21 protein-coding genes and 2 pseudogenes are annotated in these 22,463 nt (G+C 66.8%); 13 read left to right on the plus strand and 10 right to left on the minus strand.

The features are described 5' to 3' along the window. Positions 1–54 precede the first annotated feature (54 nt). The 7 genes and pseudogenes from IFT51_RS11535 (at position 55) to dnaB (ending at position 7,032) form a co-directional block, all read left to right on the plus strand. Complete coding sequence (locus IFT51_RS11535; protein WP_192061221.1) at positions 55–1,485, plus strand: CCA tRNA nucleotidyltransferase; 1,431 nt, start codon at positions 55–57, stop codon at positions 1,483–1,485. Between the two features lie 112 nt (positions 1,486–1,597). Then, entirely contained in the window at positions 1,598–3,025 is a 1,428-nt protein-coding gene (locus tag IFT51_RS11540) for an extracellular solute-binding protein (RefSeq protein WP_192061222.1), read from the plus strand. A gap of 117 nt (positions 3,026–3,142) precedes the next feature. Further along, a pseudogene (gene rpsF, locus IFT51_RS11545) lies at positions 3,143–3,505 on the plus strand (30S ribosomal protein S6); the annotation flags it as partial. Between the two features lie 123 nt (positions 3,506–3,628). Beyond that, positions 3,629–4,195 carry a single-stranded DNA-binding protein gene (locus IFT51_RS11550; protein WP_192061224.1) on the plus strand — a complete coding sequence of 189 codons (567 nt, stop codon included), beginning with the start codon at positions 3,629–3,631 and terminating at the stop codon, positions 4,193–4,195. Positions 4,196–4,261: 66 nt separating this feature from the next. After that, positions 4,262–4,522: a 30S ribosomal protein S18 gene (rpsR, locus tag IFT51_RS11555; RefSeq protein ID WP_043595327.1), complete on the plus strand. Its 261-nt coding sequence runs from the start codon at positions 4,262–4,264 to the stop codon at positions 4,520–4,522. 26 nt (positions 4,523–4,548) lie between these two features. Further along, positions 4,549–5,004, plus strand: coding sequence for a 50S ribosomal protein L9 (gene rplI / locus IFT51_RS11560; protein ID WP_192061225.1), 456 nt, complete (start codon positions 4,549–4,551; stop codon positions 5,002–5,004). 642 nt (positions 5,005–5,646) lie between these two features. Next, a complete protein-coding gene (dnaB, locus tag IFT51_RS11565) occupies positions 5,647–7,032 on the plus strand; it encodes a replicative DNA helicase (protein WP_055798980.1) in 1,386 nt (461 codons plus the stop codon). 462 nt (positions 7,033–7,494) lie between these two features. Here dnaB and IFT51_RS11570 read toward each other — a convergent pair whose 3' ends face one another. Further along, entirely contained in the window at positions 7,495–9,138 is a 1,644-nt protein-coding gene (locus IFT51_RS11570) for a P-loop NTPase fold protein (protein WP_192061226.1), read from the minus strand. 31 nt (positions 9,139–9,169) lie between these two features. Between IFT51_RS11570 and IFT51_RS15195 the strand changes: the two are divergent. Next, a pseudogene (locus IFT51_RS15195) lies at positions 9,170–9,730 on the plus strand (DDE-type integrase/transposase/recombinase); the annotation flags it as partial. A 313-nt stretch (positions 9,731–10,043) separates the two neighbouring features. On the opposite strand, the gene IFT51_RS11575 reads toward IFT51_RS15195, so the two are convergent. Both IFT51_RS11575 and IFT51_RS11580 read right to left on the minus strand, forming a co-directional pair. Then, entirely contained in the window at positions 10,044–12,587 is a 2,544-nt protein-coding gene (locus tag IFT51_RS11575) for a hypothetical protein (protein WP_192061227.1), read from the minus strand. Positions 12,588–13,091: 504 nt separating this feature from the next. Next, entirely contained in the window at positions 13,092–13,457 is a 366-nt protein-coding gene (locus IFT51_RS11580) for a helix-turn-helix domain-containing protein (protein ID WP_192061228.1), read from the minus strand. A gap of 86 nt (positions 13,458–13,543) precedes the next feature. Between IFT51_RS11580 and IFT51_RS11585 the strand changes: the two genes are divergently transcribed. The 3 genes from IFT51_RS11585 to IFT51_RS11595 all read left to right on the plus strand — a co-directional run bounded on the left by IFT51_RS11585 (position 13,544) and on the right by IFT51_RS11595 (position 15,013). Next, entirely contained in the window at positions 13,544–13,945 is a 402-nt protein-coding gene (locus IFT51_RS11585) for a RidA family protein (RefSeq protein WP_192061229.1), read from the plus strand. 182 nt (positions 13,946–14,127) lie between these two features. Beyond that, entirely contained in the window at positions 14,128–14,631 is a 504-nt protein-coding gene (locus IFT51_RS11590) for a hypothetical protein (protein WP_192061230.1), read from the plus strand. A 97-nt stretch (positions 14,632–14,728) separates the two neighbouring features. Continuing rightward, the gene (locus IFT51_RS11595) at positions 14,729–15,013 is read left to right on the plus strand and encodes a hypothetical protein (RefSeq protein ID WP_192061231.1); all 285 of its coding nucleotides are present in this window, start codon (positions 14,729–14,731) and stop codon (positions 15,011–15,013) included. Between the two features lie 109 nt (positions 15,014–15,122). Here the strand turns inward: IFT51_RS11595 and IFT51_RS11600 are convergent, their stop codons facing one another. The 4 genes from IFT51_RS11600 to IFT51_RS11615 form a co-directional block, all read right to left on the minus strand. After that, positions 15,123–15,422, minus strand: coding sequence for a hypothetical protein (locus tag IFT51_RS11600; protein ID WP_192061232.1), 300 nt, complete (start codon positions 15,420–15,422; stop codon positions 15,123–15,125). Then, positions 15,419–16,270 (minus strand): serine hydrolase domain-containing protein, encoded by an 852-nt coding sequence (locus IFT51_RS11605; RefSeq protein ID WP_192061233.1) that lies wholly within the window; start codon positions 16,268–16,270, stop codon positions 15,419–15,421. The genes IFT51_RS11600 and IFT51_RS11605 overlap by 4 nt, the downstream gene beginning before the upstream one ends. Before the next feature lie 45 nt (positions 16,271–16,315). Next, positions 16,316–16,885, minus strand: a complete 570-nt coding sequence (locus tag IFT51_RS11610; protein WP_192061234.1) for a hypothetical protein — start codon at positions 16,883–16,885, stop codon at positions 16,316–16,318. Between the two features lie 141 nt (positions 16,886–17,026). Then, a complete protein-coding gene (locus IFT51_RS11615; protein WP_192061235.1) occupies positions 17,027–17,338 on the minus strand; it encodes a Dabb family protein in 312 nt (103 codons plus the stop codon). Positions 17,339–17,770: 432 nt separating this feature from the next. On the opposite strand from IFT51_RS11615, the gene IFT51_RS11620 reads away from it, so the two are divergent. Both IFT51_RS11620 and IFT51_RS11625 read left to right on the plus strand, forming a co-directional pair. Further along, a complete protein-coding gene (locus tag IFT51_RS11620) occupies positions 17,771–18,361 on the plus strand; it encodes a DinB family protein (protein WP_192061236.1) in 591 nt (196 codons plus the stop codon). 125 nt (positions 18,362–18,486) lie between these two features. Next, complete coding sequence (locus IFT51_RS11625; RefSeq protein WP_192061237.1) at positions 18,487–18,906, plus strand: low molecular weight phosphatase family protein; 420 nt, start codon at positions 18,487–18,489, stop codon at positions 18,904–18,906. Between the two features lie 35 nt (positions 18,907–18,941). On the opposite strand, the gene IFT51_RS11630 is transcribed toward IFT51_RS11625, so the two are convergent. The 3 genes from IFT51_RS11630 to IFT51_RS11640 all read right to left on the minus strand — a co-directional run bounded on the left by IFT51_RS11630 (position 18,942) and on the right by IFT51_RS11640 (position 22,324). Then, the gene (locus IFT51_RS11630; RefSeq protein ID WP_192061238.1) at positions 18,942–19,955 is read right to left on the minus strand and encodes a zinc-binding dehydrogenase; all 1,014 of its coding nucleotides are present in this window, start codon (positions 19,953–19,955) and stop codon (positions 18,942–18,944) included. 88 nt (positions 19,956–20,043) lie between these two features. Beyond that, positions 20,044–20,814, minus strand: a complete 771-nt coding sequence (locus tag IFT51_RS11635; RefSeq protein WP_192061239.1) for an SDR family oxidoreductase — start codon at positions 20,812–20,814, stop codon at positions 20,044–20,046. 118 nt (positions 20,815–20,932) lie between these two features. Then, positions 20,933–22,324 (minus strand): GntP family permease, encoded by a 1,392-nt coding sequence (locus IFT51_RS11640; protein ID WP_192061240.1) that lies wholly within the window; start codon positions 22,322–22,324, stop codon positions 20,933–20,935. Positions 22,325–22,463 lie beyond the last annotated feature (139 nt).

Here is a 22,463-nt window from a genome sequence, read left to right on the forward strand (position 1 = left end):
GGAGGAGGCGCGCGACGGTGATCCGCGCCTCCTCGTGTGGCAAAGTGGTCGCCCATGGACAACGTCGCCGCCGCCGTCGAGCGCCTCGGTCGACTGGCCGCCACTCCCCGCATCGCCCGCCTGTCGGCCGCCTTCGCCGCCGCGGGTCACGAGTTCGCCCTGGTGGGCGGTCCGGTGCGCGACGCGTTCCTCGGGCACCGGGTCAACGACCTCGACTTCACGACCAGCGCCTCCCCCGATCAGATCCTCGAGATCGTCGTGCCGCTGGCCGAGGCCCACTGGGACGTCGGGCGCGAGTTCGGCACCATCGCGGCCCGGGTCGACGGCGAGGTCGTCGAGATCACGACCTACCGCAGCGACGTCTACGACGGCGAGACCCGCAAGCCCGTCGTCGAGTTCGGCGACACGCTCGAGGGCGACCTCGTCCGCCGCGACTTCACCGTGAACGCCATGGCGCTGCGCCTGCCCGAGCAGGTGCTGGTCGACCCGTCGGGCGGCGTCGACGACCTCCTGGCCCAGCGCCTCGCGACACCGGGCGCCGCCGTCGACAGCTTCCGAGACGACCCGCTGCGGATGATGCGGGCCGCACGGTTCACCGCGCAGCTCGGCTTCGAGGTGTCGCCCGAGGTGCGCGAGGCGATGACGACCCGCGCCTCCACCCTGTCCATCGTCTCGGTCGAGCGCGTCGCCGACGAGCTCTCGAAGCTGCTGCGCACCGCGACCCCGACCCCGGGCATCCGCCTGCTGGTCGACACCGGGCTCGCCGAGCACGTGATGCCCGAGCTCGCGGCGATGCGCCTCGAGGTCGACGAGCACCACCACCACAAGGACGTCTACGAGCACAGCCTCACCGTGCTCGAGCAGGCCATCGGCTACGAGGCCGAGCGGCACCCCGGCGACTCCCCCGATCTCACGCTGCGTCTCGCCGCCCTGCTGCACGACTGCGGCAAGCCGGCCACGCGTCGACTCGAACCCGGCGGGGTCGTGACGTTCCACCACCACGACGTGGTCGGCGCCAAGCTCGCGAAGAAGCGGCTCAAGGCGCTGCGCTTCGACAACGACACGATCGCGGCCGTCCACCGCCTGATCGAGCTGCACCTCCGCTTCTTCGGCTACACCGAGGGCGGCTGGACGGACTCCGCCGTGCGTCGCTACGTGCGCGACGCCGGCGACCAGCTCGAGCGGCTGCACATGCTGACCCGCGCCGACGTCACGACCCGCAACCGTCGCAAGGCCGACCGCCTGGGCTTCGCCTACGACGACCTCGAGCACCGCATCGCCGACCTGCGCGAGCGTGAAGAGATCGACTCGCTGCGACCCGACCTCGACGGCGACGACATCCAGAGGGTGCTCGGCATCGGCCCGAGTCGCGAGGTCGGCGAGGCGTACCGGTTCCTGCTCGAGCTGCGCACCGAGGAGGGGCCGCTGGGCGCCGAGGCGGCGACCGAGCGGCTGCTGGCCTGGTGGGGCGGGCGCGGGGCGTAGACGAGCCGCGCCGTGCGGGTGCGGCGGAGCGGTCGGGCTGACCCGTGGACCCGGCCGCGCCTCCTGGCCAGGCCGACCCGCGCCTCCTCGGCGGTGCGGGTAGCCTGCATCGGTGTCCAAGCCTCTGAACTCCGCGATCGTCGCCGGGTCCGTCTGCGTCGCGATCGTCGCCGCCTCGGCCCTCGGCATCACCGCGTTCGGTCTCGCGAACTCGGGTCACTCCGGCCCGTCGCGTCCCGGTCCCGACGAGGATCAGACCACGGTGACCGTCCGCGTGTGGGATGAGACCGTCGCAGCCGGTTACGAGAAGTCGTTCGCGACGTTCGAGCGCGACAACCCCGACATCGACATCGAGGTCGACGTCGTGCCCTACGGCGAGTACTTCACGACTCTCGCCGACGACGTCGAGTCGGGCGAGGCCGACGACATCTTCTGGTTGAACAGCTCGAACTACACGACCTACGCCGACGCAGGCGCGCTGCTCGACATCGACCGCGCGCTGGCCCGATCGTCGCGGGCCGCGTGGTCCCCCGCCGTCGTCGACCAGTTCACGACCGCCGACGGCCACCTCTGGGGCGTGCCCCAGCTGTCGGACGGCGGCATCGCGCTCTACTACAACGCCGATCTGCTGAAGCAGGCGGGCATCGACCCGGCCGCGCTCGACGATCTCACCTGGGTGGCCGGCGGCGGCGAGGGCGACACCCTGCTGCCCGTGCTGAAGAAGCTGACCCGCGACGCCGCCGGTCGCACCGCCGACGACCCGGCCTACGACGGCACCCCCGTGCAGTACGGCTACAACGCCGGCAACGACCTGCAGGCCGTCTGGTACGACTACCTGGCCTCGGCCGGCGGCGCCTTCGAGAACGACGACATGACTGCGTTCGCCTTCGACACCGAGGAGGCGCGGGTCGCCTTCCAGTACGTGGTCGACCTCGTGCAGCAGGCGCGTGTCGCGCCTCCTGCGGCATTGACCAACGACGACGCCGACTTCAGTCGCGAGCAGTTCGCGGCCGGCAAGATGGCGCTCTTCCAGTCGGGGCTGTACAGCCTCTCGCCCGTGGCCGCCGGGGCCGACTTCGAATGGGGCGTCGCGCCGATGCCGGCCGGGCCCGAGGGTCGCGTGAGCGTGACGAACGGCATCGTGGCGGCCGGCAACTCGGCGTCGCCGCACCGCGACGACACCGCCAAGGTGCTCGCCTGGCTCGGCTCGACCGACGGCGCGAAGCACATCGGGGCCGACGGCGCCGCCGTGCCGGCCGTGCTCGGCGCGCAGGAGGGGTACTACGACCACTGGACGGCGCAGGGCGTCGACGTCCGGCCGTTCTTCGACGTGATCGACGACGGGCCGACCATCGCCGCGCCGAGCGACATCTACGGTCGCACCCAGTCGATCATCGAGCCGATCTTCGACGAGATGTTCGCCGGGCGGATCTCCGTCGAGGACGCCCTGGCGCGCGCGCAGAGCGAGGCGAACGCGGCGCTCGAGACTCCCCCGGCGGGCGACGAACCGGGCGACGGAGACGACGGGGCATTGAACTAGGAGGCGCGAGCGGCTACCCTTGCAAGGTTGCGTGTACCCATGCGGTGCCCGTGACCATGAATACCCTCCTGTCACAGACCGTCTGTGACCGTTAAGTCCGAAGGAGGTGGGTTAGTCATGAACCAGTACGAACTGATGGTCATCCTGGACCCCGAGATCGATGAGCGCACCGTCGCCCCGAGCTTGGACAAGTTCCTCAACGTCATCCGCAACGACGGTGGCACGATCGACAACATCGACATCTGGGGTCGTCGTCGTCTCGCCTACGAGATCAACAAGAAGACCGAGGGCATCTACGCCGTCGTCAACATGACCTCGAACTCGGCCGCCACGGTCGAGCTCGACCGTCAGCTGGGTCTCTCCGAGGCCGTGCTGCGCACCAAGGTGCTCCGCGCCGAGGAGGCCATCGCGATGGTCGCCGCCGCGAAGAAGGTCTCCGACGAGAAGGCCGCCCGCAAGGCCGCCAACGCCGCGTCGGCTCCCGCCGCTGCTCCGGCCTCCGCGTCGGCTCCCGCCGCGTCGGTCGCCTCCGCGTCGTCCGAGAAGCCCGCTGCCCCGGCAGCGCCCGCTGCTCCGGCCGCACCGAAGGCCTCCGAGTAACCGATGGCAGGCGAGACCGTCATCACAGTGGTGGGTAACCTCACCAGTGACCCCGAGCTGCGTTACACGCAGAACGGGCTCGCGGTCGCGAACTTCACCATCGCGTCGACCCCCCGCACGTTCGACCGCGCGTCGAACGAGTGGAAGGACGGCGAAGCGCTCTTCCTCCGTGCCAGCGTCTGGCGCGAGTTCGCGGAGCACGTGGCCAGCAGCCTCACCAAGGGCAGCCGGGTCATGGCTCAGGGGCGGCTCAAGCAGCGCTCGTACGAGACCAAGGAAGGCGAGAAGCGCACCAGCATGGAGCTCGAGATCGACGAGATCGGCCCCTCGCTGCGTTACGCGACCGCTCAGGTGACCCGCGCCTCCTCGTCCCGCGACGGCGCTGCCGGAGGCTCCTTCGGGGGCAACCGCGGCGGCGGCCAGCAGGGCCAGCAGGGTCAGGTCGGCGGCGGTCAGGCGCAAGAGCCGTGGGGTCAGCCCGCAGCCGCTCCGCAGGGTGGAAACACCTCGGGCGACGTGTGGAACACCCCCGGTGGCGGCGGCACCTACAACGACGAGACGCCCTTCTAGGCACCCTGCCTCAGGGCACGTCGTTCACCTCAGTACTTCTTCTTACTCATCTGAAAGCAGACCACAATGGCTGGAAAGAGCAGCGGCGACCGCCGCAAGCCCCTCCGCGGCAAGGGCGGCAAGAACGCCGCTCCCGCGAAGTCGATCCGTGTCGGCGTCATCGACTACAAAGACGTCGCGACCCTTCGCAAGTTCATCTCGGAGCGTGGAAAGATCCGCGCCCGTCGCATCACCGGCGTCTCCGTCCAGGAGCAGCGCCTCATCGCCCGTGCCGTGAAGAACGCCCGCGAGATGGCGCTTCTCCCCTACGCCGGCTCCGGCCGCTGATCAGCGCCGACTGAAGGAGAGAACGCATGTCTTTGAAAGTAATCCTCACGCACGAGGTCTCCGGCCTCGGCTCGGCCGGTGACGTCGTCGACGTCAAGAACGGCTACGCCCGCAACTACCTCGTCCCCCAGGGCTTCGCCGTCGCGTGGTCGCGTGGTGGCGAGAAGCAGGTCGCTCAGATCCGCACGGCCCGCGAGACCCGCGAGCTGAAGACGATCGAAGAGGCCCACGACCTCAAGGCCCGCCTCGAGGCCCAGAAGATCCGTCTCACGGTCAAGACCGGTGCCGACGGTCGTCTGTTCGGCTCGGTCCGTCCGGCCGACGTGGCCGACGCGGTCACCAAGCAGGGCGTCGCGACCATCGACAAGCGCAAGGTCGAGATCCCCTCGGCCATCAAGCTCGTCGGTGAGCACGAGGCCACGCTGCGTCTTCGCGAAGACGTCATCGCCACGATCACCCTCACGGTGGTCTCGGCCAAGTAGCTCTCTGAGCTCTGGCGAGCGGCGCCCCTCCTGTCGGGAGGGGCGCCGCTTTTCGTCGTGGTGGGGGCATGAACCGCGTTCGCGAAGATGAACCGCGCTCTATCGAGGTTCTTCTTCGCGAACGCGGTTCATGGGCGTCTCACTGAATCGGGGCGCGCAGCGGGGCGCTGAGGGGCTGCTGAGGGGCCGAGGAGGCGCGGCTGGGGGAGTCGAGACCGGGTTACCGGAAGCTGAACGGGAGCCGAGTCCGTATCGGTCACCGCGCCTCCTTGTCAAGTTCTCTGTGCACAGGCCGTTGTCAAATCGGGAGTCTCGACCCAGGGTTGAGACTAGTTTTTACACACAGGGTGAGTAAATCGAAAACCCAGGTCAGAGGGGGTTCTGGCCAGTGAAGTATCTCTTTCTCCACAGGTTGATCCACAATTCTCCCCAAGCGCCTCCGGCGTTTCGCACGGGTTCTCCCCAGAGTTATCCACAGGCTTGTTTGCTGTGGAGAACTAGGTGTCCATATGGTGTACACGCGCTCGTAGGGGATAGGTCGCGGCGGTTCGGGCAGCGATGTCGGGGGTCCGCTGTAGAACAGTCCCGAGTGTCGTTCGTGCCCGTCGGCACGCGCCCGATCAGCTCTCGCCAGGAGGCCACATGTCGCTCGCCCAGCTCGGTATCGCCAGCGATTCGCCGCGTGACCGCGATCGCCCCGCGATGGGTTCGGGCATGGATCGTGTGCCGCCGCACGACCTGCTGGCCGAGCAGAGCACGATCGGCGGCATGCTGCTGAGCAAGGACGCCGTCGCCGATGTGATCGAGACGGTGCGCGGCATGGACTTCTACGTGCCGAAGCACGAGGTCATCTACGACGCGATCCTCGGGCTGTACTCGCACGGCGAGCCCACCGATGTCATCACGGTCAGCGACGAGCTGATGAAGTCGGGCGATCTGTCGCGTGCCGGTGGGGCCGAGTACCTGCACACGCTGACGGGTGTGGTGCCGACGGCGGCGAACGCCGGGTACTACGCGTCGATCGTGGCGGAGAAGGCGGTGCTGCGCCGTCTGGTCGAGGCCGGTACGCGCATCGTCCAGATGGGTTACGCCAGCGAGGGCGAGGTCGTCGACCTGGTCAACAACGCGCAGGCCGAGGTCTACAACGTGGCCGGGGGAGTCCAGACCGAAGACTACGTGCCGTTGAACGAGGCCGTGACGGTCGCGATCGACGAGATCGAGGCGGCCAAGGGTCGTGACGGTCAGATGACGGGTGTGCCGACGGGGTTCGCGCAGCTCGATGCGTTGACGAACGGGTTCCACCCCGGACAGCTGATCATCGTGGCGGCGCGACCGGCGCTCGGTAAGTCCACGTTGGCGCTCGACCTGGCGCGGGCGGCGTCGATCAAGCACGGTCAGGCGTCGGTGTTCTTCTCGCTCGAGATGGGGCGAAGCGAGATCGCGATGCGTCTGATGTCGGCCGAGTCGAGTGTGCCGCTGCAGAACATGCGCAAGGGCACGGTGGATGCGCGTGACTGGACGAACATCGCGCAGGTGCGTGGGCGGATCAACGATGCGCCGCTGTTCATCGACGACAGCCCGAACATGACGCTGGTCGAGATCCGAGCGAAGTGCCGGCGGTTGAAGCAGCAGCACAACCTGAAGCTCGTGGTGATCGACTACCTGCAGCTGATGACGTCGGGTAAGCGCGTCGAGAGCCGTCAGCAGGAGGTGTCGGAGTTCTCGCGTGCGCTGAAGCTCATGGCGAAAGAGCTGCAGGTGCCGGTGATCGCGCTGTCGCAGCTGAACCGTGGCCCTGAGCAGCGTGCCGACAAGAAGCCGGCGATCAGCGACCTGCGAGAGTCCGGTTCGCTGGAGCAGGACGCCGACATGGTCATCCTGCTGCACCGCGAGTCCGCCTACGAGAAGGACAACCCCCGCCAGGGCGAGGCTGACTTCATCGTCGCCAAGCACCGCAACGGTCCCACGGACACGATCACGGTGGCGTTCCACGGGATGTTCTCGCGGTTCGTGGACATGCCCAGCTAGTTCGCGACTCTTGTGAACTGCCCGCAACTACTGCGTCACAAATCACCGATGGCCAACTTCGTGGCCGGGGCCCCAGGACAGCATCTGCAAGCGGGCCTCGGAGTTGACGCCGACATTGTCCTGACGATGCCCTTCCGCATCGTCAAAGTGGTGCCGGCGCCCCGTGTTGATCGACCATCGCCATGACAATGGCGAAGGAGCGGAGGTCGTACTTCTCGCGAATTGGAATGAATCGGATGGGTTGGTGTCTTTGCCTTCGCTCGGGCCAATGCTGCGATTGATCGCCGCTGACGGGTCTCCGCATTCACACCAGGATTCTCCACAGCGATGAAGCCGTCAAATTAGAAACAGTTCGCGAGCGGACAGCATCGATCGAATGTCGCTAGTCACGAGAGCCGGCCGGGGTCCAGGCGGTGCCGTGCCGCTGGTTCGCTTGACCTAGGGGGCGTTGGCCCGTCCGACCTATTGCGGAGCAGGCGCTTGCCTCGCCACGGCGCTGCCCGCCGCCAGGCTCTTGTTCGCATCCTCGAGCGCGCGCACGGCGTACTGCATAGCGAAAGACTCGTTCTCCTCCGTCACCTGTAACGAGCGAGCGAAATTTGTCCCTAGACGAGGTGGTGCCCCACGAAATACCGGCTGATCTGTCAGCTCTGGCGTCATAAAGTCCGGATAAGAAAGGCGAAGCCCCTGCCGCCGCGCCTGAGAATCGACACGAAGAAACACCTTGGATCCGAGTCGGAAAACAATGTATTGCTTTCGTGTCACAGCTTTGGCACCTAGATTCACGAGCTGCTCCCGAATTCGCTCGAAGATGGCCATGTTTTCATCGCCCAGCGTGAAGAGTTCGTCGCCCGACTCGGGACCGGAGTCGTCACCCGAATCGGCTTCTGACTGGTTAGATGCGGTCGTCTGCGAATACTTCATAGCCGCAAACACATCATCTCGGGTGAGCGTTTCGGGGAGGACGGCGTCCATGTACTCCGCAAGATCTTCATCGCCACGCAGAGTGTTTAGGAAGTCGTAGTCGGATAGAAATCCGCTGTCTGGGTCCCACGATAGAGCGCGGTAGGTTGCCTTGAAAGCATCGGGCCATCGGAGTTGCATACCGATGACAGCAAGCAAGATCGATTTGTCCCCTTGGCCTCCAGAAGCGTCTCCCATGATGTGCTGAGCGACGAGCATCGAGTTCACAAGTCGCTTCACCTGACGAGGATTCGTTCGAAGGGCGAGATGAACAACCGTCTTAAAAGTTTCCGCTTCCGCAGCATTTAGGCCGATGACGCCTTCCCAGCCAGCAATTACATCGTCAATCACGACGGCACTGCGTTCTGCTTCAGGAATTGAGAAGGGAATTTGAATGATTTTCTCGATAAATTCAGGGGCATTGGCCGACGGGTACTGGTCTTTGATGGCATCAATCAAAACCTCATAGTCCAGAGCCATCACGAACACGAACCCCTGGACGTCAGTCAAGACGTGAATTGCCTCCAAGATCCCAACGATCGTTCCCGGAGGGCACCGGTCAAGGTCATCGATAAGAACGATGATCCGCCTCTGCTCTTCACTTAGCTCGTCCCCGATCTCTTTCAGTCGGTAGTGCGGTACCTCGGCGCGCCGGCGCTCTGCGGGTTCGCGCCACGCCTGCGCTGCGCCTGACACTGCATTGCTGACGTCCGCCAGAGATACTCCTGGGATGGGCGTGGGCACGCCAATACCAGCGGTGATGGCCCGAATGCCACGCCCGATGGACTTCCAGAACAGACCCTTCTTGGTCGCCAGGGCTTCTTCCACTTCGTGCAGCAGAGGCACGAGAACGTTCGGGTCCCTCGCATATCGCCAGGCATCGAAGATGGCAACGGGTTGGTCGTCGCTTTCCAATTTATTCGCTAGAGCATTCAAGATGGATGACTTCCCGACGCCCCAGGACCCGTAGATCCCGACTGTGTACCTGGCTGGCACCCCGTTCAGAACTACGGCGGCGAGAGTGTCCACATACTTCTGGTACCCGAGGCCAAGGGGCCGCCCGTCCGGACGGACTGGCTGGTCGACGAAGATCTTCAGGGCTGAGTCGGTGGCAGAAGCGCTCTGCAAGTTGATGTTGGGCATTCCTAACACCCTGTCGTATTGCGACAAGTGGCGTCAACACGCATTAACTCGAATCGGTCGCGTCCCACTTGGAATGCTTCGCTCGGCTCCAGCCCACGACGACTTCGTGCTCCGCGACTTCACCATCACGACGGAGAACCGGCTGTGGCTGACGGACACTACCGAGCACGGGGCCGATGAGGGCCAGCTTCACTTCTGCCCGATTAAGGACGTCTGCTCGAGCCGAATTGTTGGGTATTCGACTCGCGGATGACTGCCAGGCTGGCCGTTGCAGCGCGCCGCAATGCAGTCGCTCTCGGCGCACCAGTCGGAACCAGGTTGCACTGAAACTGAGGATCCCAGTTCCGGTCGAGGAGGCCTATATAGCAACTCAGGGAACTCGTGATCACCGGCGGGATGGGCCGAGTCGGTGCTTGCGCCAACAACGCCGCGGTCGAGTCGTCGTTTTCGCTGCTGCAGAAAGACGTGCTGAACAGGCAGCGGTGGCACTCGCCGCAGGACCTACCACCGCCGCAGGCGGCAACGAAGGCTCGGTCGGCTCACCCCGATCGAGTTCGAGACCATCAACTCACACGCCGCTCAGGCGGCCTGAAAACCCTATATAAGACGAGTCAACGAAACTGACAGCAGTTCCATCCCGGAGGGGGATTCGAGACAAAGTTGCGACTGCAGATCAAATCTATGTCAAGCGAGGCCGATTCCTACACCGAGTTCGACGCTAAGTATGGACCTACGGCCCACTAACTGTGAGTCTTTCGCCGACCTCGTCGCCCGTCCTGTGCGCGAGGATGACGAGCACACCCACCCGGCAACTGAGGTGTTCTGATTAACGGATGTGAACTCGATGTGGTTCTCCTGCCCCACGACTCGCCCAACGGACTGGCTGTCACTACGGCGCAGAGTCGCTACGCACGTGCGGCTGCGAATGAATCTGTCTCAATAAGCGATGTAACTTCCTCAGTCTCTCCTGCTACGGTTCTCCGCCCCCGCTGAGGGCGAATGGGAAACGAACGCCAGTACTCGTCGTACTCAGACTCGAAGCCGCGAAGAAATCGCAACACTTCTCCGGGGGCGGCAAAGACCGCACCCACAAAAATGTATTGATCCCGGCCAAGACTCGGAAGACGAAGCCACTCGTATGGAGATGGGGATGTAAAGATTATCTCCCGGCGATCACCCAAAAAAGTCGTCGTTGAGTTACCCCACCTATCCATCGTTGACTGTCCCAGCTCGAAGGTCGAACGCGCGCCCCCAATGCTCTCCAGCTGACTTAACGCAGCTCGCGCTTTCTGGAGCGCCATTGTCAATTCTGAAAGAGAGGGCACCTTTTGCTTCGCGTGGAGAAGACCATTTCGGGCAGTCATGATTCCAGAGTCGTTTAAATCAGCACCGACCTGAGCAAAGACTTCCATCAACTTGACCTGCGACTCTGGCGTCAAGTCAAGAAACGGAACCGTGTGGTTGAAGGGAAACACCTGCAATTTCGTGCGCCCGACATACAGTGGTTTTTCATCTTCACTACGCCGAAAAGAGGCCTCTTGCGAGCGATAGCCCTCAAGAACCTTGGCCAGTCGAGAATAGCCTGCCACGAGTGACGACAAACTCGATTCACGCTGGAGGACGTAATTCGTTTCGCCATCGCCATCGCCATCGCCATCGCCATCGCTGTTACCGTCGCCGTCGCCGTCGCCGTCGCCGCTGTCGTTGTCGCCAGAAAGTATGCTAAAAGCGACTGCCTCGGCACGCGACTTTGCATAAACATATGGTTGGGCGTCGATAAAATGGTCGTTTGTGAGGGCCCAAGTACTGTAGACGAGTGAATCGAAGAGGTGCTCTTCAAGGGCTACAAAGTAGTTGCTAGAACGTGCTCGAATGTCGGACTCTGCGACGGATGCCCCAACGGAAGCGGTACGGACAAGCGTTTCGAGCTCGTCGTGTTCTTGCCAGTAATGAATTCTCGTGTCTCGCGGAGCCGATGGTGGCAAACCAAGACGCCAGAGAATGACCTTGATCATTTCCTCGTCTGACAAATCGTCGGCCACTCGAAGTTCTTCCCGAACCCTTTCCACCGTCGAGCGTCGCGCGAAGAACAGGGTCCGAACCACATCCTCTGGAGGTGCTGACTTGAGGAACGACTCCAGACGCTCCTGCGCAGTTTGACCAGGACTCTCGCGGAGGGTCCACGCCAGGTCCTCCATGTCGGTAGCCGAATCGATGTCGAAAAGGGAACGAGCTAGTGCCGTCAACCTGAGTAGCGGCAGTTGGGGGTCATTCGAGACAAAGCGCACGCCGAGGTGGCTCATCTGAGCGCTCTGATGCCACATCCCAGAGGTAACACGTGCGTTGACTTTGGCATAACGTATCTCCCCCTCAGGCATCGTAATTTTTCCGTCCCTGATGCAAGCGTCCAGCAACGATGTGAGGGAAACATTCGTCTCTGTCAGCAACAGATGCATGACCTGAGCGCGACTCATCTCGTCGACGTAAGACATAATCTTGCGCGGTAAACCCCAAGACAAGGCCTGGCTCCGCAGTCGACCGTCAGTACTATTCATTGCATAGGCGAGGAAGGAACGCAGCTCATCGTCCCCCAGCGCGTCACCGATCAAGTGGACAACGGTGGAAAGACTCTCAGCTTGTATCGGCTGTTTACGGTCATCGAGCAGATCGCGGAAGTAACCATTCCAGTCCGACGCATCCACCGACACGGAACTGAGGATTTTGTCGAGAGCGGTGCGCTTGCGGTTTACTTCGGGTGCCATGCTCGTAGCGAGTTGCACGCCGTGTACGGCTGCGCACGCGTGATCTGCGCAATGCTGAAGTGGGATGAAAGTCCGCGGAGCAACACTCCTCCTGAAGTCAGTACGCTTGGCCCCGTAAGGGCCAACTAGATACGGACCTGCATGAAAGACGCCTTTGTCTGAGTTCTCGAGCAGAGAGACGGTTTCATCATGTGTCAAATACTCTCTTTCTTCCGAAAAGAGTTCCGCGCAGCGTAAGTAAAGTTCTTTTCCGAAGATGAATGGATAGCTGAGCAGGCCCGATGCGATCTCATCAGAAATCACTGCCGCTAAATTGCCATGGACAGTCGCTGAGACATCTACAAGAGGTTCTACATGCATCATGGCCAAAAGTGTCAGGACTTGCGCTTCGCGCGGATTAACCTTTTCCCGGGTAATGAGCGCCTGGCGAACCCCTTTTCCTGCCTCGGTCAAGACGATTGCACTACTCAGTTCGGGTGAGACTTTATAGTCAGCATGAATTATCGCGTCGCGAAGAAGACTAACGAGTGACAACAAGTCGAATAGGTCATCTTGCCAGGTTGTGTCCGAGAAGCGTTCCGCTAACTCGTTTTTTGTAAGCGGTGTTTCGCCATTCAAATTGCTACCCCCACTAGAGCTTGCAAGCAGTCCTTGCTTCGCGCTGAGTCTACTAACTTGAGCATCCATCGAGTGGCAGCTTGACGCGGGTGGCGGCTTGGCCCCGTAATACTTGGAACCAGACAGTTTCTAACGGGGCCAGGAACGGCTACACCCCCGTGGCGTTGGCAGCCTTTCGTGCCGACCCCGTTCCGACTGGCCCGACGCCGACTGCTTCCGGGACATCCACGAGCGCAACCTCTAACGCTTCCTCCCGAGAATCGCCGGATGCATCCGCAACGTCGACGTCCCAACGACCGAGATCCCGTACTGCTGCCCCGACTCCGTCAAGACCGACCTGAGCACCCTGTTTCGCGAGCTCGAATCCGAGAACTAGGTCACCGGCCCCGACATGACAATTGATCCTGGTTGCCTCGCAGACCGCTAGATCGAAGGCCTCGTCATCCGCCCCGGCTCGGGCGAGAATGGACCTCTGCCTGCCCTTCTCGGCGAGTCCGACACCCAGGGCCGCCGTGACCACCGCCTCCTGAGGGAGGCGACATGCGCCGTCTTGGCCGACCCGCGCCTCCTGAGTTAGAGGGTTTCGGGGGCGTCGAAGGTTGTTCGGGCGGCTGTGACGGCGGGGAGGCTGGTGGTGGTCCAGTGGTAGAGGGCGTCGATGAGGTTCTGGACGGAGTGGGCCAGAGGGGTGAGGCGGTACTCGACGGCCACGGGGCGGGTGGTGAGGACGGCTCGCTCGACCATTCCGTTGCGCTCCAGACGGCGGAGGGTCGTCGTCAGCGACTTGGGGGTGACGTCGGGCACTGCACGCCTCAGGTCGTTGAAACGCCGCGGGCCCTCACAGAGCTCGTCGATTATGTGCAGCGACCAGCGGTCGAGGAGCTCGCCCAACAGCTCACGGTGCTCGGGCGTGATGACGGCCCCATCGGTGTCGTGCATGCCACCTCCTTTCGTTGAAGTGCCCTGGGGTCGTCCCGTAGACAGTCGTGCGACGGCCTCCAGCGCGGCGGCCTCGAGAGGATGACATGACCGTTCAGCTCAGCAGCCCCGCGGGGATGCTCGCTCCTACCCCGTACCACCACGTCTCGGTCGCCACCGGGTCCCGGTTCGTCGAGGTCGCGGGGCAGGTGGCTCATGGTGCGGACGGGGTTCCGGCGGATCTCGCGGGGCAGGTGGCCCTGGCGCTGCGGAACACCGCGGTGGGGCTGGCCGGGGCGGGCGCATCGTTCGCGGACGTGACTCGGCTGCGGTTCTTCGTCACCGAGTGGTCGGTGGATCAGATGGACTCGTTCATGGCCGGGGTGCTCGCCGTGGCGGGGGAGTTGGGGATCCCGTCGCCGATGCCTCCGGCGTCGCTGATCGGGGTGGAGATCCTGTTCGAGCCGGGGGTTCGGGTGGAGGTGGAGGCTTCGGCTGTAGTGGGGTGAGCGGGCGGCGTGGCGCGGTCTGGCGCACTCGCTAGCGTGAGCGTGAGCCGGCGTTCGCTGCGATGATGTGGGTGGGGTGCAGCGGGGACTGCTGGGCGGGGTGTCGGGGTCTGGGGGACTGGGCCGCCGGCGCGCGAGCCGCAGAGGTGTCGTGTGCGCCGTCACCGTGATGGAGGAGGAACGTGTCGAAGCCGAAGCGGCCACCGAAGCCGATCGAGCCGCTGACTGCTCGGCAGAAGCGCGACCTCAAGACGATGGGGATCTTCCTGCTCGTGGTCGTCGGGGGCATGGGCCTCTTCTTCGTGGCGATGCTGATCTGGAACGAACCCGACTTCCCCCAAGAGATCGCCGAATCGACACCCCACAGCATCTTCGAGACCGACGACGGCCGCCCGGGATCGTGGGAGTACCTCGACGAGAACCTCGAGACGCACCCTCTCGGCGAATGCGTGCGGATCGACGGGTGGCGCAATCAGAGGCCCTTCCAATGCACCTCGGCCGACGAATCACACGTCTTCACCTTCCGAGACCCGGGCGGACATACCGGCGGCGGCTTCCAGGACGAGGCCCTGACCGTCGACGGCCGAGACGTACCCATCGAGTGCACCCTCGAGAACGACTGGGACGCCCTCATCTACTGCGCGCCCCTCTCGGCGATACCGTCACCCGAAGCTCGAGGACGGTGAGGGGCGTGAGCCGCTCGCCCGAGGAGACCGACCGCGGAGGATGCAGACCGATGACTTCTACCCGGACCCACCGCCTCATCGATCGGGGGCGGCTCTCATGACGACGTGGCTGCGCGCCCTCGCCCCCGTCGCGCTGACGGCGATCGCCCTCGTCGTCTTCTTCACGGGTGACCGCACCATCGGGATGCTCCTGATCGTCGCCGCACTGGGGTCGGCGTTCCTGACGGGCACGAGCATCCTCGGGCGCCCGGTCACGCGCAGCTCAGGCAAGGTCGCCGCCGCCGCCGACTCCGAGGCCGTCCGGGCGTATCGCCGGGCCCATCCGGGCAGCACCATCAGCGAGGCCGTCCGTGCCGTAGGGGAGGACGAGTCATCTAGGTGACTCAATGCGGGGGGTGAGGTGGGTTGGGGCGCGTTTCGGGGCACTTCGATCGGCTCGGGGGGCGACCCGCGCCTCCTCGGCTGGGGTCGAGGGTGAGGGGCCCTGAGGCTCAGGAATCGAGGAGGCGCCACTCGCGAGCGAACTCGGCGACGCTCTTGGTCTCGAGGTCGTTCCGCACCGTGGCGAGGAGCTGATCGGCCTCCTCGAGCGTGCCCGCCCCGGTGCGGAGGACCTCGCGGCCCGTGTCCCGCCGCGTCACGACCAGGTCGATGCCCCCGGTCGCAGCGGCCCCGTCTCCCGTCAGCAGGCTCCCGATCAACCCGGCGACCAGACGACGCGTCCGCCCGCGCGCGGGGTCTCGCTGCTGATCGAGCCGCGCGTCGAGAGCGGCGCTCGCGGGCTCGGTCACGATCGCCGCACCTCGGCGTCGGTGCCGGCCTCGGGGCCGAGGAGGCTCACGGCGATCTTGTCGGCGGCGTAGGGGCGACGCCCCAGGGTGTGGACGGCGATCGCGCCCTCTCCGGTGACGACGAGGCAGGCGCCGCTGTCTCGGGTCTGCCCGCTGTGCCAGACGAGACCGTCGCGGTGCTCCCAACCCCTGAGGCCCGGGTTGGTCGAACGGGCGCTCGCACCGTGGCGGGCGAGATCGTCGACGGTCGACCACAGACCGCCCGCGGCGACATAGGGGGTCCGCGAGATGCTCCAGGGCTCGCGCACCTTGCCCCGCCAGCCGGTCAGCACGACGCGGTCGCCCGGGTCGGGGTCGATGGTGGCGGTGGTGACTCCGGCCGGCGCCAGCACCCGCTCGGTGCACGCGTCGAACCAGCTCGTACCCGTCATCGTCTCGATGACCTCGCCGAGCAGGGCGTAGCCGAGGTTCGAGTACTCCCTCGGTCGCCCGCCGGGGGCGGCGTCGGTCGACAGGCACTCGAAGACGGTCGCCCGATCGGCCCTCGCATACGGATCGCCGACGAGCCCGCTCGACATCCCGGGATGCACCCGCGGCAGACCCGACGTGTGATCGATCAGATCACCGACCGAGAACGTGCCCGCGATCAGGAGGTGCGGCGCCAGTTCCGAGACCGGCGTGCGTTCGTCGACCCGCGCCTCCTGCAGGACGATGAGCATGGTCGCCGCCGTGACCGTCTTCGTGACGCTCGCCCACTCGACGAGCGGGGCGCCGCGGTAGGCGCGGCCGAGCTGCGTCTCGATGCGGGCGCCGTCGATGACGCAGGTCGCCTGCGTGTCGGTCTTCACGGGGTCGCTCCCTCGGTGGTCGGAGTGGGCCGGGGCGCCGATGGGTCACGGAGACCCGCCGGCGGCATCGAGCAGGGCGGCGAGGGCCTCGTCTCGCGTGGGGAAGCGGCCGTAGTCGACCTCACGGGGTGTGGTGGCCGTCCAGTCCCCGACGCGCGAACACAGGAGGACGCCGATGTGGTCGGTGAGGAAGCCGTGCTCGTCGGTGGCGGGGGAGGTGAACACGTCGTAGAACGTCGGGCCGCTGTCGTTCTCGAGCCAGTCGGCGTTCGGGCGGAGCAGGGTCCCGCGGAGACCCGCCTCGAGTGCGCCGCCTCGCTCGGCGAACGACTCGGCTCGTCGGTCGACCCCGCGTCTGAGTCGCCAGAAGTCGAGCCATCGACCCGCTCGCGCTCGCGTGAGCGCGTCCTTCAGGGCAGCGGACTCGAACGCGTAGAGGCTCGTCCCACCCCAGACCGCGGCTCGCTCGTCGGTCGCCCACACGCGGTAGCCGACGTAGTCGTCACCGGTCACGACGACCGTGTCCATCACGTTGCTGTGATTCTCGAAGATCTTCAGGCGCAGCTTCTCAGCGTCGCGCAGCGCGACCAGTTCTTCTCGCGTCAGGTCTGGCATTCGTGGTCCCCCGGAGCGGGCGGCGGTGGACGCCGCACCCCTCCCATCCTGTCAGGCCGGCGAGGCGGCGCGCGGGGTCATGCACCCGTGGGGGAGGCGCGACCTGCGCCTCCTGGGCTGGGGCACCGCGGGTCGACGACGCTACGCCGCGATGTCGAACACGACCACCCGCGCCGACGCGTCGCGCAGGTACGCCGACACCGGCTGATGCGACGGGTGCGGCAGATAGCCGTCGAGCGCGGCCCGGTCGCGGAACCGCACGACGAGCATCCAGTCGAACCCGGCCTCGAGGCCCTCGCCGCCGACGCTCTCGCCGCTCGACACGGAGAGGACGCCGTCGATGCGGGGGAGGTGCTCGCGCGAGAGGCGCGACGCCTGCTCGGCCACATCGGTCGGCGCCCCGTCGGCCCACTCGACCAGGACCACGTGCACCAGCTCGTCCGTCACGGTCATGCGCGCATCCTCACGTCGGCGACGCCGCCGACCGCGGCGTCTGGTCGATCCTGGCACGCGGGGCGGGCCACGGCGCCGGGTTGTGGACATGACGCCGGGTTTAAGGCTGGCGTCGTGTCCATCTCCTGGCGCGGTGGCGGGCGGGCGGCGCCAGCCCGCCACGAGTTCGACACGCCGCCACGCGCTCCGGTGGCGGGGTGTCGAGTCGGTGGCGGGTAGAGCGAGTCGGGCTCGGTGCTCCTCAGCCGCCGCCTGACCGCGTCGAGTAGGCACGACTCACCGCGGGGAGTGGGGGAGGCGCGGCGTGTCTTGACTCCTCGAGGTGCGGGCCTCGGGGCTCGGGGCTCGGGGCCCGGGGCTCGGGGCTCGGGGCGCGAGCCCCGAGGCGCGGCGGCGCTGGTGCGCGGGCCCGGATGGGGCCACTCTGGGCGCATGGACGAGAAAGAGACCCTGCAGCGCTACCTCTCGAAACAGCGCGCCGACCTGCTCGGCAAGCTCGACGGACTCGGCGAGTACGACATCCGCCGCCCGCTCGTACCCAGCGGCACCAACCTCCTCGGCCTCGTCAAGCACGTCGCCAGCGTCCAGCTCGGCTATCTCGGCGAGGTCATGGGGCGCCCCGCCGGCCGCGACGTCCCCTGGCTCTCCGACACGAGCGAACCCGAAGCCGACCTCTGGGCCACCGCCGACGAGACGAAGGAGGCGGTGGTCGAGTTCGCCCACTACTCCGCCACCCACGCCGACGCGACCGTCGCCGCCCTCGACCTCGACTCGCCCGGCCTGGTGCCGTGGTGGCCGGAGGGTCGGCGCGACGTCACGCTGCACTCGATCCTCGTGCACCTCTGCGTCGAGACCGCGCGTCACGCAGGGCACGCCGACCTCCTCCGCGAGCTCGTCGACGGGCGCCTCGGCAACGGCGCGAGCGACCCGAACGTGCCGGAGCGCGACGGGGCCGGGTGGCGCAGCCACCACGACCGGGTGGAGGCCGCCGCGCTCGCCGCGAGCGGGCGCGCCTCGGGCTGAAGGTCGAGGAGTCACGACTCGCCGCGGGGAGCAGGGGAGGCGCGGCGTGTCTCGACTCGTGGACGGGGCGGGTCCTGGGGGAGGCGGGGCGCGCCTCCTCGGGGGCTGCGGCCTATTGTGAGCGCATGACTTCGACGGCTCCCTCGGTCCTGTTCGTCTGCCGGAAGAACGGCGGCAAGTCGCAGATGGCCGCCGGCCTCATGCGACACGTCGCCGGCGACGCCGTGCACGTCGCGTCGGCCGGCACCGCACCGGGCAGCGCACTCAACGCCCAGTCGGTCGAGTCGCTCGGCGAGCTCGGCATCTCGCTCGACGGCGAACAGCCCAAGGCGATCACCGACGAGATGGTGCGCGACGCCGACCTGATCGTCGTCCTCGGCGAGGAGGCGCGGGTCGAGGACGCCGCCGGCACCCCCGTCGAGACGTGGATCACCGACGAGCCGTCGCTCCGCGGCATCGAGGGGATGGAGCGCATGCGGCTGGTGCGCGACGACATCCGCAGCCGCGTCGACGAGCTGCACGCGCGCCTGCTGCGCGACGCCTAGGCGGCGCCCCGGCGCTGGCGCGCCGCGCGGCAGCCCTACTCGGGCCAGGCGGCGAGCAGCACCTTGCCGCTCACCGATGAGTCCTTCGCCACGTCGAACGCGTGCTCGGCGGCATCGGTGCCGATCACGTGCGTCACGACCGCCTCGAGCGAGGGCGTCGCCGCCAGGATCCGCACGGCCTCGTCGATCTCGTCGACGAAGCGGAACACCCCGAGCACCGACAGCTCCTTCGAGATGGCCGGCGCCAGGTTCACCGGGCGCTCCTCGTTCGGCATCATGCCGACCTGCGCCACCGTGCCCTGACGGCGTGCGGCGACGAACGCCGCGCTGACCGCCTTCGCCGCACCCGAGCACTCGAGCACCACGTCGAACGAGTCCGCCGGCACCTCGTCGACCCCGAGTCGCAGGGCCTCGTCGGCGCCGATCGCCAGCGCCCGGCTCAGCGGCCCCGGCAGCAGGTCGACCACGGTCACGCTCGCCGCACCGCGGGCCTTCGCCGCCGCCGCCGCGAGCAGACCGATCGGCCCGGCACCCGAGACGAGCACCCGCGCGCCCGTCACATCACCGACGCGGGTCAGAGCATGCAGCCCCACCGCCAGCGGCTCGGCCAGCGCCGCACGCTGCAGCGGCAGACCCTCGGGCAGCACGCGGATCATGCCGGCGTCGACCACGAGGTACTCGCTCAGCGCCCCCTGCGTATGCGGATGCGTCGACGCGCTGCCGAGGTACGACCCCCCGCGCCGCAGGTGCGGAGCGTTCTCGAGACCGGGCTCGTCCGCGCCGAAGCGGGCGGGGTGCACGGTCACCGGGGTGCCCGGCGCGAGACGCCCGCTCGGGTCCGCGTCGACCCGGCCCGAGAGCTCGTGGCCGGGGGCGAGAGGCTCCTCGACGACGAACGCACCGTTGGCACCCTCGAAGTAGTAGTGCAGGTCGGACCCGCAGATGCCGACGTAGTCGACCCGGATCCGCACCTCCCCCTCGGCTGGCTCGGGCGTCGCCACCTCACGCTCGGTCAGGACATGGGCGGAATCGATCTGGATGGTCTTCATGCTGGTTCTCTCTGGGGTCTGCGGGGGCACGGAGCAGGGGAGGAGCCGAGGAGGCGCGGCGCGAGACCGCCCGCAGCCCGGCCCCGGCTCAGACGACGCTGGTCATGCCGCCGTCGACGAAGATGTTCTGCCCTGAGACGAAGTCGCTCGCGGCCGACGACAGGTAGATGAGCGTGCCCTGAAGCTCTTCGATGCGGCCCCAGCGCTGCGCGGGCGTCCGCTGGCGCAGCCAGGCGTCGAAGGTCTCGTCCTGCCAGAGCGCCGTGTTCATCTCGGTCGCGAAGTACCCGGGCGAGAGCGTGTTGACCTGCACGTTGTGCCGCGCGAGGTCGGCGGCCATGCCGCGGCTCAGCTGCGCCACGCCGCCCTTGCTCGCCGAGTACGGCGCGATGGTCTGGCGCGCGAGCATCGACTGGACGCTCGCGATGTTGATGATCTTGCCCGAGCCGCGCTCGACCATGCCGGGCGCCACGAAGCGGGACACGTAGAAGACGCTCGACAGGTTGGTGGCCATGACGGCGTCCCAGTCCTCGACGGCGAACTCGGTGAACGGCGCGCGCTTCTGCACGCCGGCGTTGTTGACGAGGATGTCGGGGACGCCGTGCTCCGCGACGATGCCGGCCACCGCCTCCTCGACGGCCTTCGCGTCGGTCACGTCGAAGACGGCCGCCGCCGGACGGGTGCCCGTCGACTGCTCGATCGCGTCCCGCGTCGCATCGACTGCGGACTCGTCGCGTCCGTGCACGATCACCCGCGCCCCGGAGTCGGCCAGCGCGGTGGCGAGCGACCGGCCGAGCCCCCGGGAGGAGCCGGTCACGAGCGCCAGGCGCCCGGTGAGGTCGAAGAGCGGGGATGACATGAGACTCCTTCGTGAGGGTGCGACGGGAGGGGCGGGAGGCGCGGGAGGCGCGGGAGGCGCGGCGCAGGAGGCGCGGGCCGGGTCGACCGGGAGTGTCCGGTCGACCCGACGGGCCGGGTCAGATCAGCGAGCCGACCGCGAACACCAGCAGTGCGGCGGCGAAGCCGAGCACCGACTCGATGGCCTGCTGCAGGGTCCAGACGCGGAGGGTGGTCTTGACGTCCATGCCCATCAGGCGACCGACGAGCCAGAAGCCCGAGTCGTTGACGTGACCGGCGAAGACCGAACCGGCCGCGGTGGCGAGCACGACGGCGGCGAGCTGGACGGCGTTGAGGTCGGCGAGGGCGACGGCGGGCGCCACCAGGCCGGCGGCGGTGACCAGCGCGACGGTCGCCGAACCCTGCGCGAGTCGCAGGATCGCGGCGATGACCCACGCGGCCACGATGACCGGCAGACCGAGGTCGCCGAGCACGTCGGCGAGGGCGTCGCCGATGCCCGAGGCGCGCAGCACCCCGCCGAACATGCCGCCGGCGCCGGTGATCAGCACGACCGAGCAGATCGGGCCGAGCGCGCTGTCGAGCACCTTCTCGAGGGCGCTGCCGGTGACGCCGCGGGCACGGCCGAGCACGATGGCGGCGACGAGCACCGAGATGAGCAGCGCGATGCCGCTCGTGCCGACGAGGACGAGGGCCTGGACCCAGCCGGCCTCGGGGTCGACGATGCCGACGGAGCCGAGCGAGCTGAGGCCCGTGTTGAGCAGGATGAGCACGAGGGGCACGGCGAGCACGGCGATCACGGTGCTGGCCTTGGGCGGGTTCGCGGCCTGGACGTCGTCCTTCTCGCTGCCGAAGAGCGAGAGCACGGGCAGCGGGATGCGCTTGTTGACGGCCTTGGCCCACAGGTAACCCGAGACGTACCAGACGGGGAACACGATCACGAGACCGGCGAGCAGCACGATGCCGAGGTTGGCGCCGAGCAGCTCGGTCGCCGAGACGGGGCCCGGGTGCGGCGGCAGGAACACGTGCATCACCGAGAAGGCCGCGGCGGCGCTGATGCCGTAGAGCAGCATCGACTTGCCGCCCATGCGGCGGGCGACGGCGAACACGATCGGCAGCATGACGATCAGGCCCGCGTCGAAGAAGATCGGGAACCCCATGATCAGCGACGCGAGGCCGAGCGCGAACGGCGCCCGCTTCTCGCCGAAGACGTCGACCATGCGGTCGGCCAGCACCCGGGCGCCGCCCGACGACTCGACGAGGCGGCCGAGCATCGCGCCGAGTCCGACGAGCAGTGCGACCGAGCCGAGCGTCGTGCCGAAGCTCGTGACGAGCAGATCGGCGATCGCGCCGGTGGGGATGCCGGTGACGAGGGCGGTGAGCGCGGCCACGATGACCAGCGTGAGGAAGGCATGCAGCTTGAACTTGATCACCAGGATCAGGATCAGTGCGATCGACCCCGCTGCTATGGCGAGAAGAGGTCCCGCGTCGAGGGTCTGGGTCCAGTCGTCCATGGTGGGGTTCTCCGTCGAATCCGGTGCGCCTGTCGGCTGCGGGGTGTGAGCTCGGGGTCTTTCGGGTGGTGCGTCTGCGAGGGGTCTGTCGCGCGCCTCCTCGGTGTCCGTAGGTTGCCACCAAAAGTAGTACTTTTGC

This window comes from Frigoribacterium sp. CFBP 13712 (assembly GCF_014842255.1).
Taxonomy (GTDB): Bacteria; Actinomycetota; Actinomycetes; order Actinomycetales; family Microbacteriaceae; genus Frigoribacterium.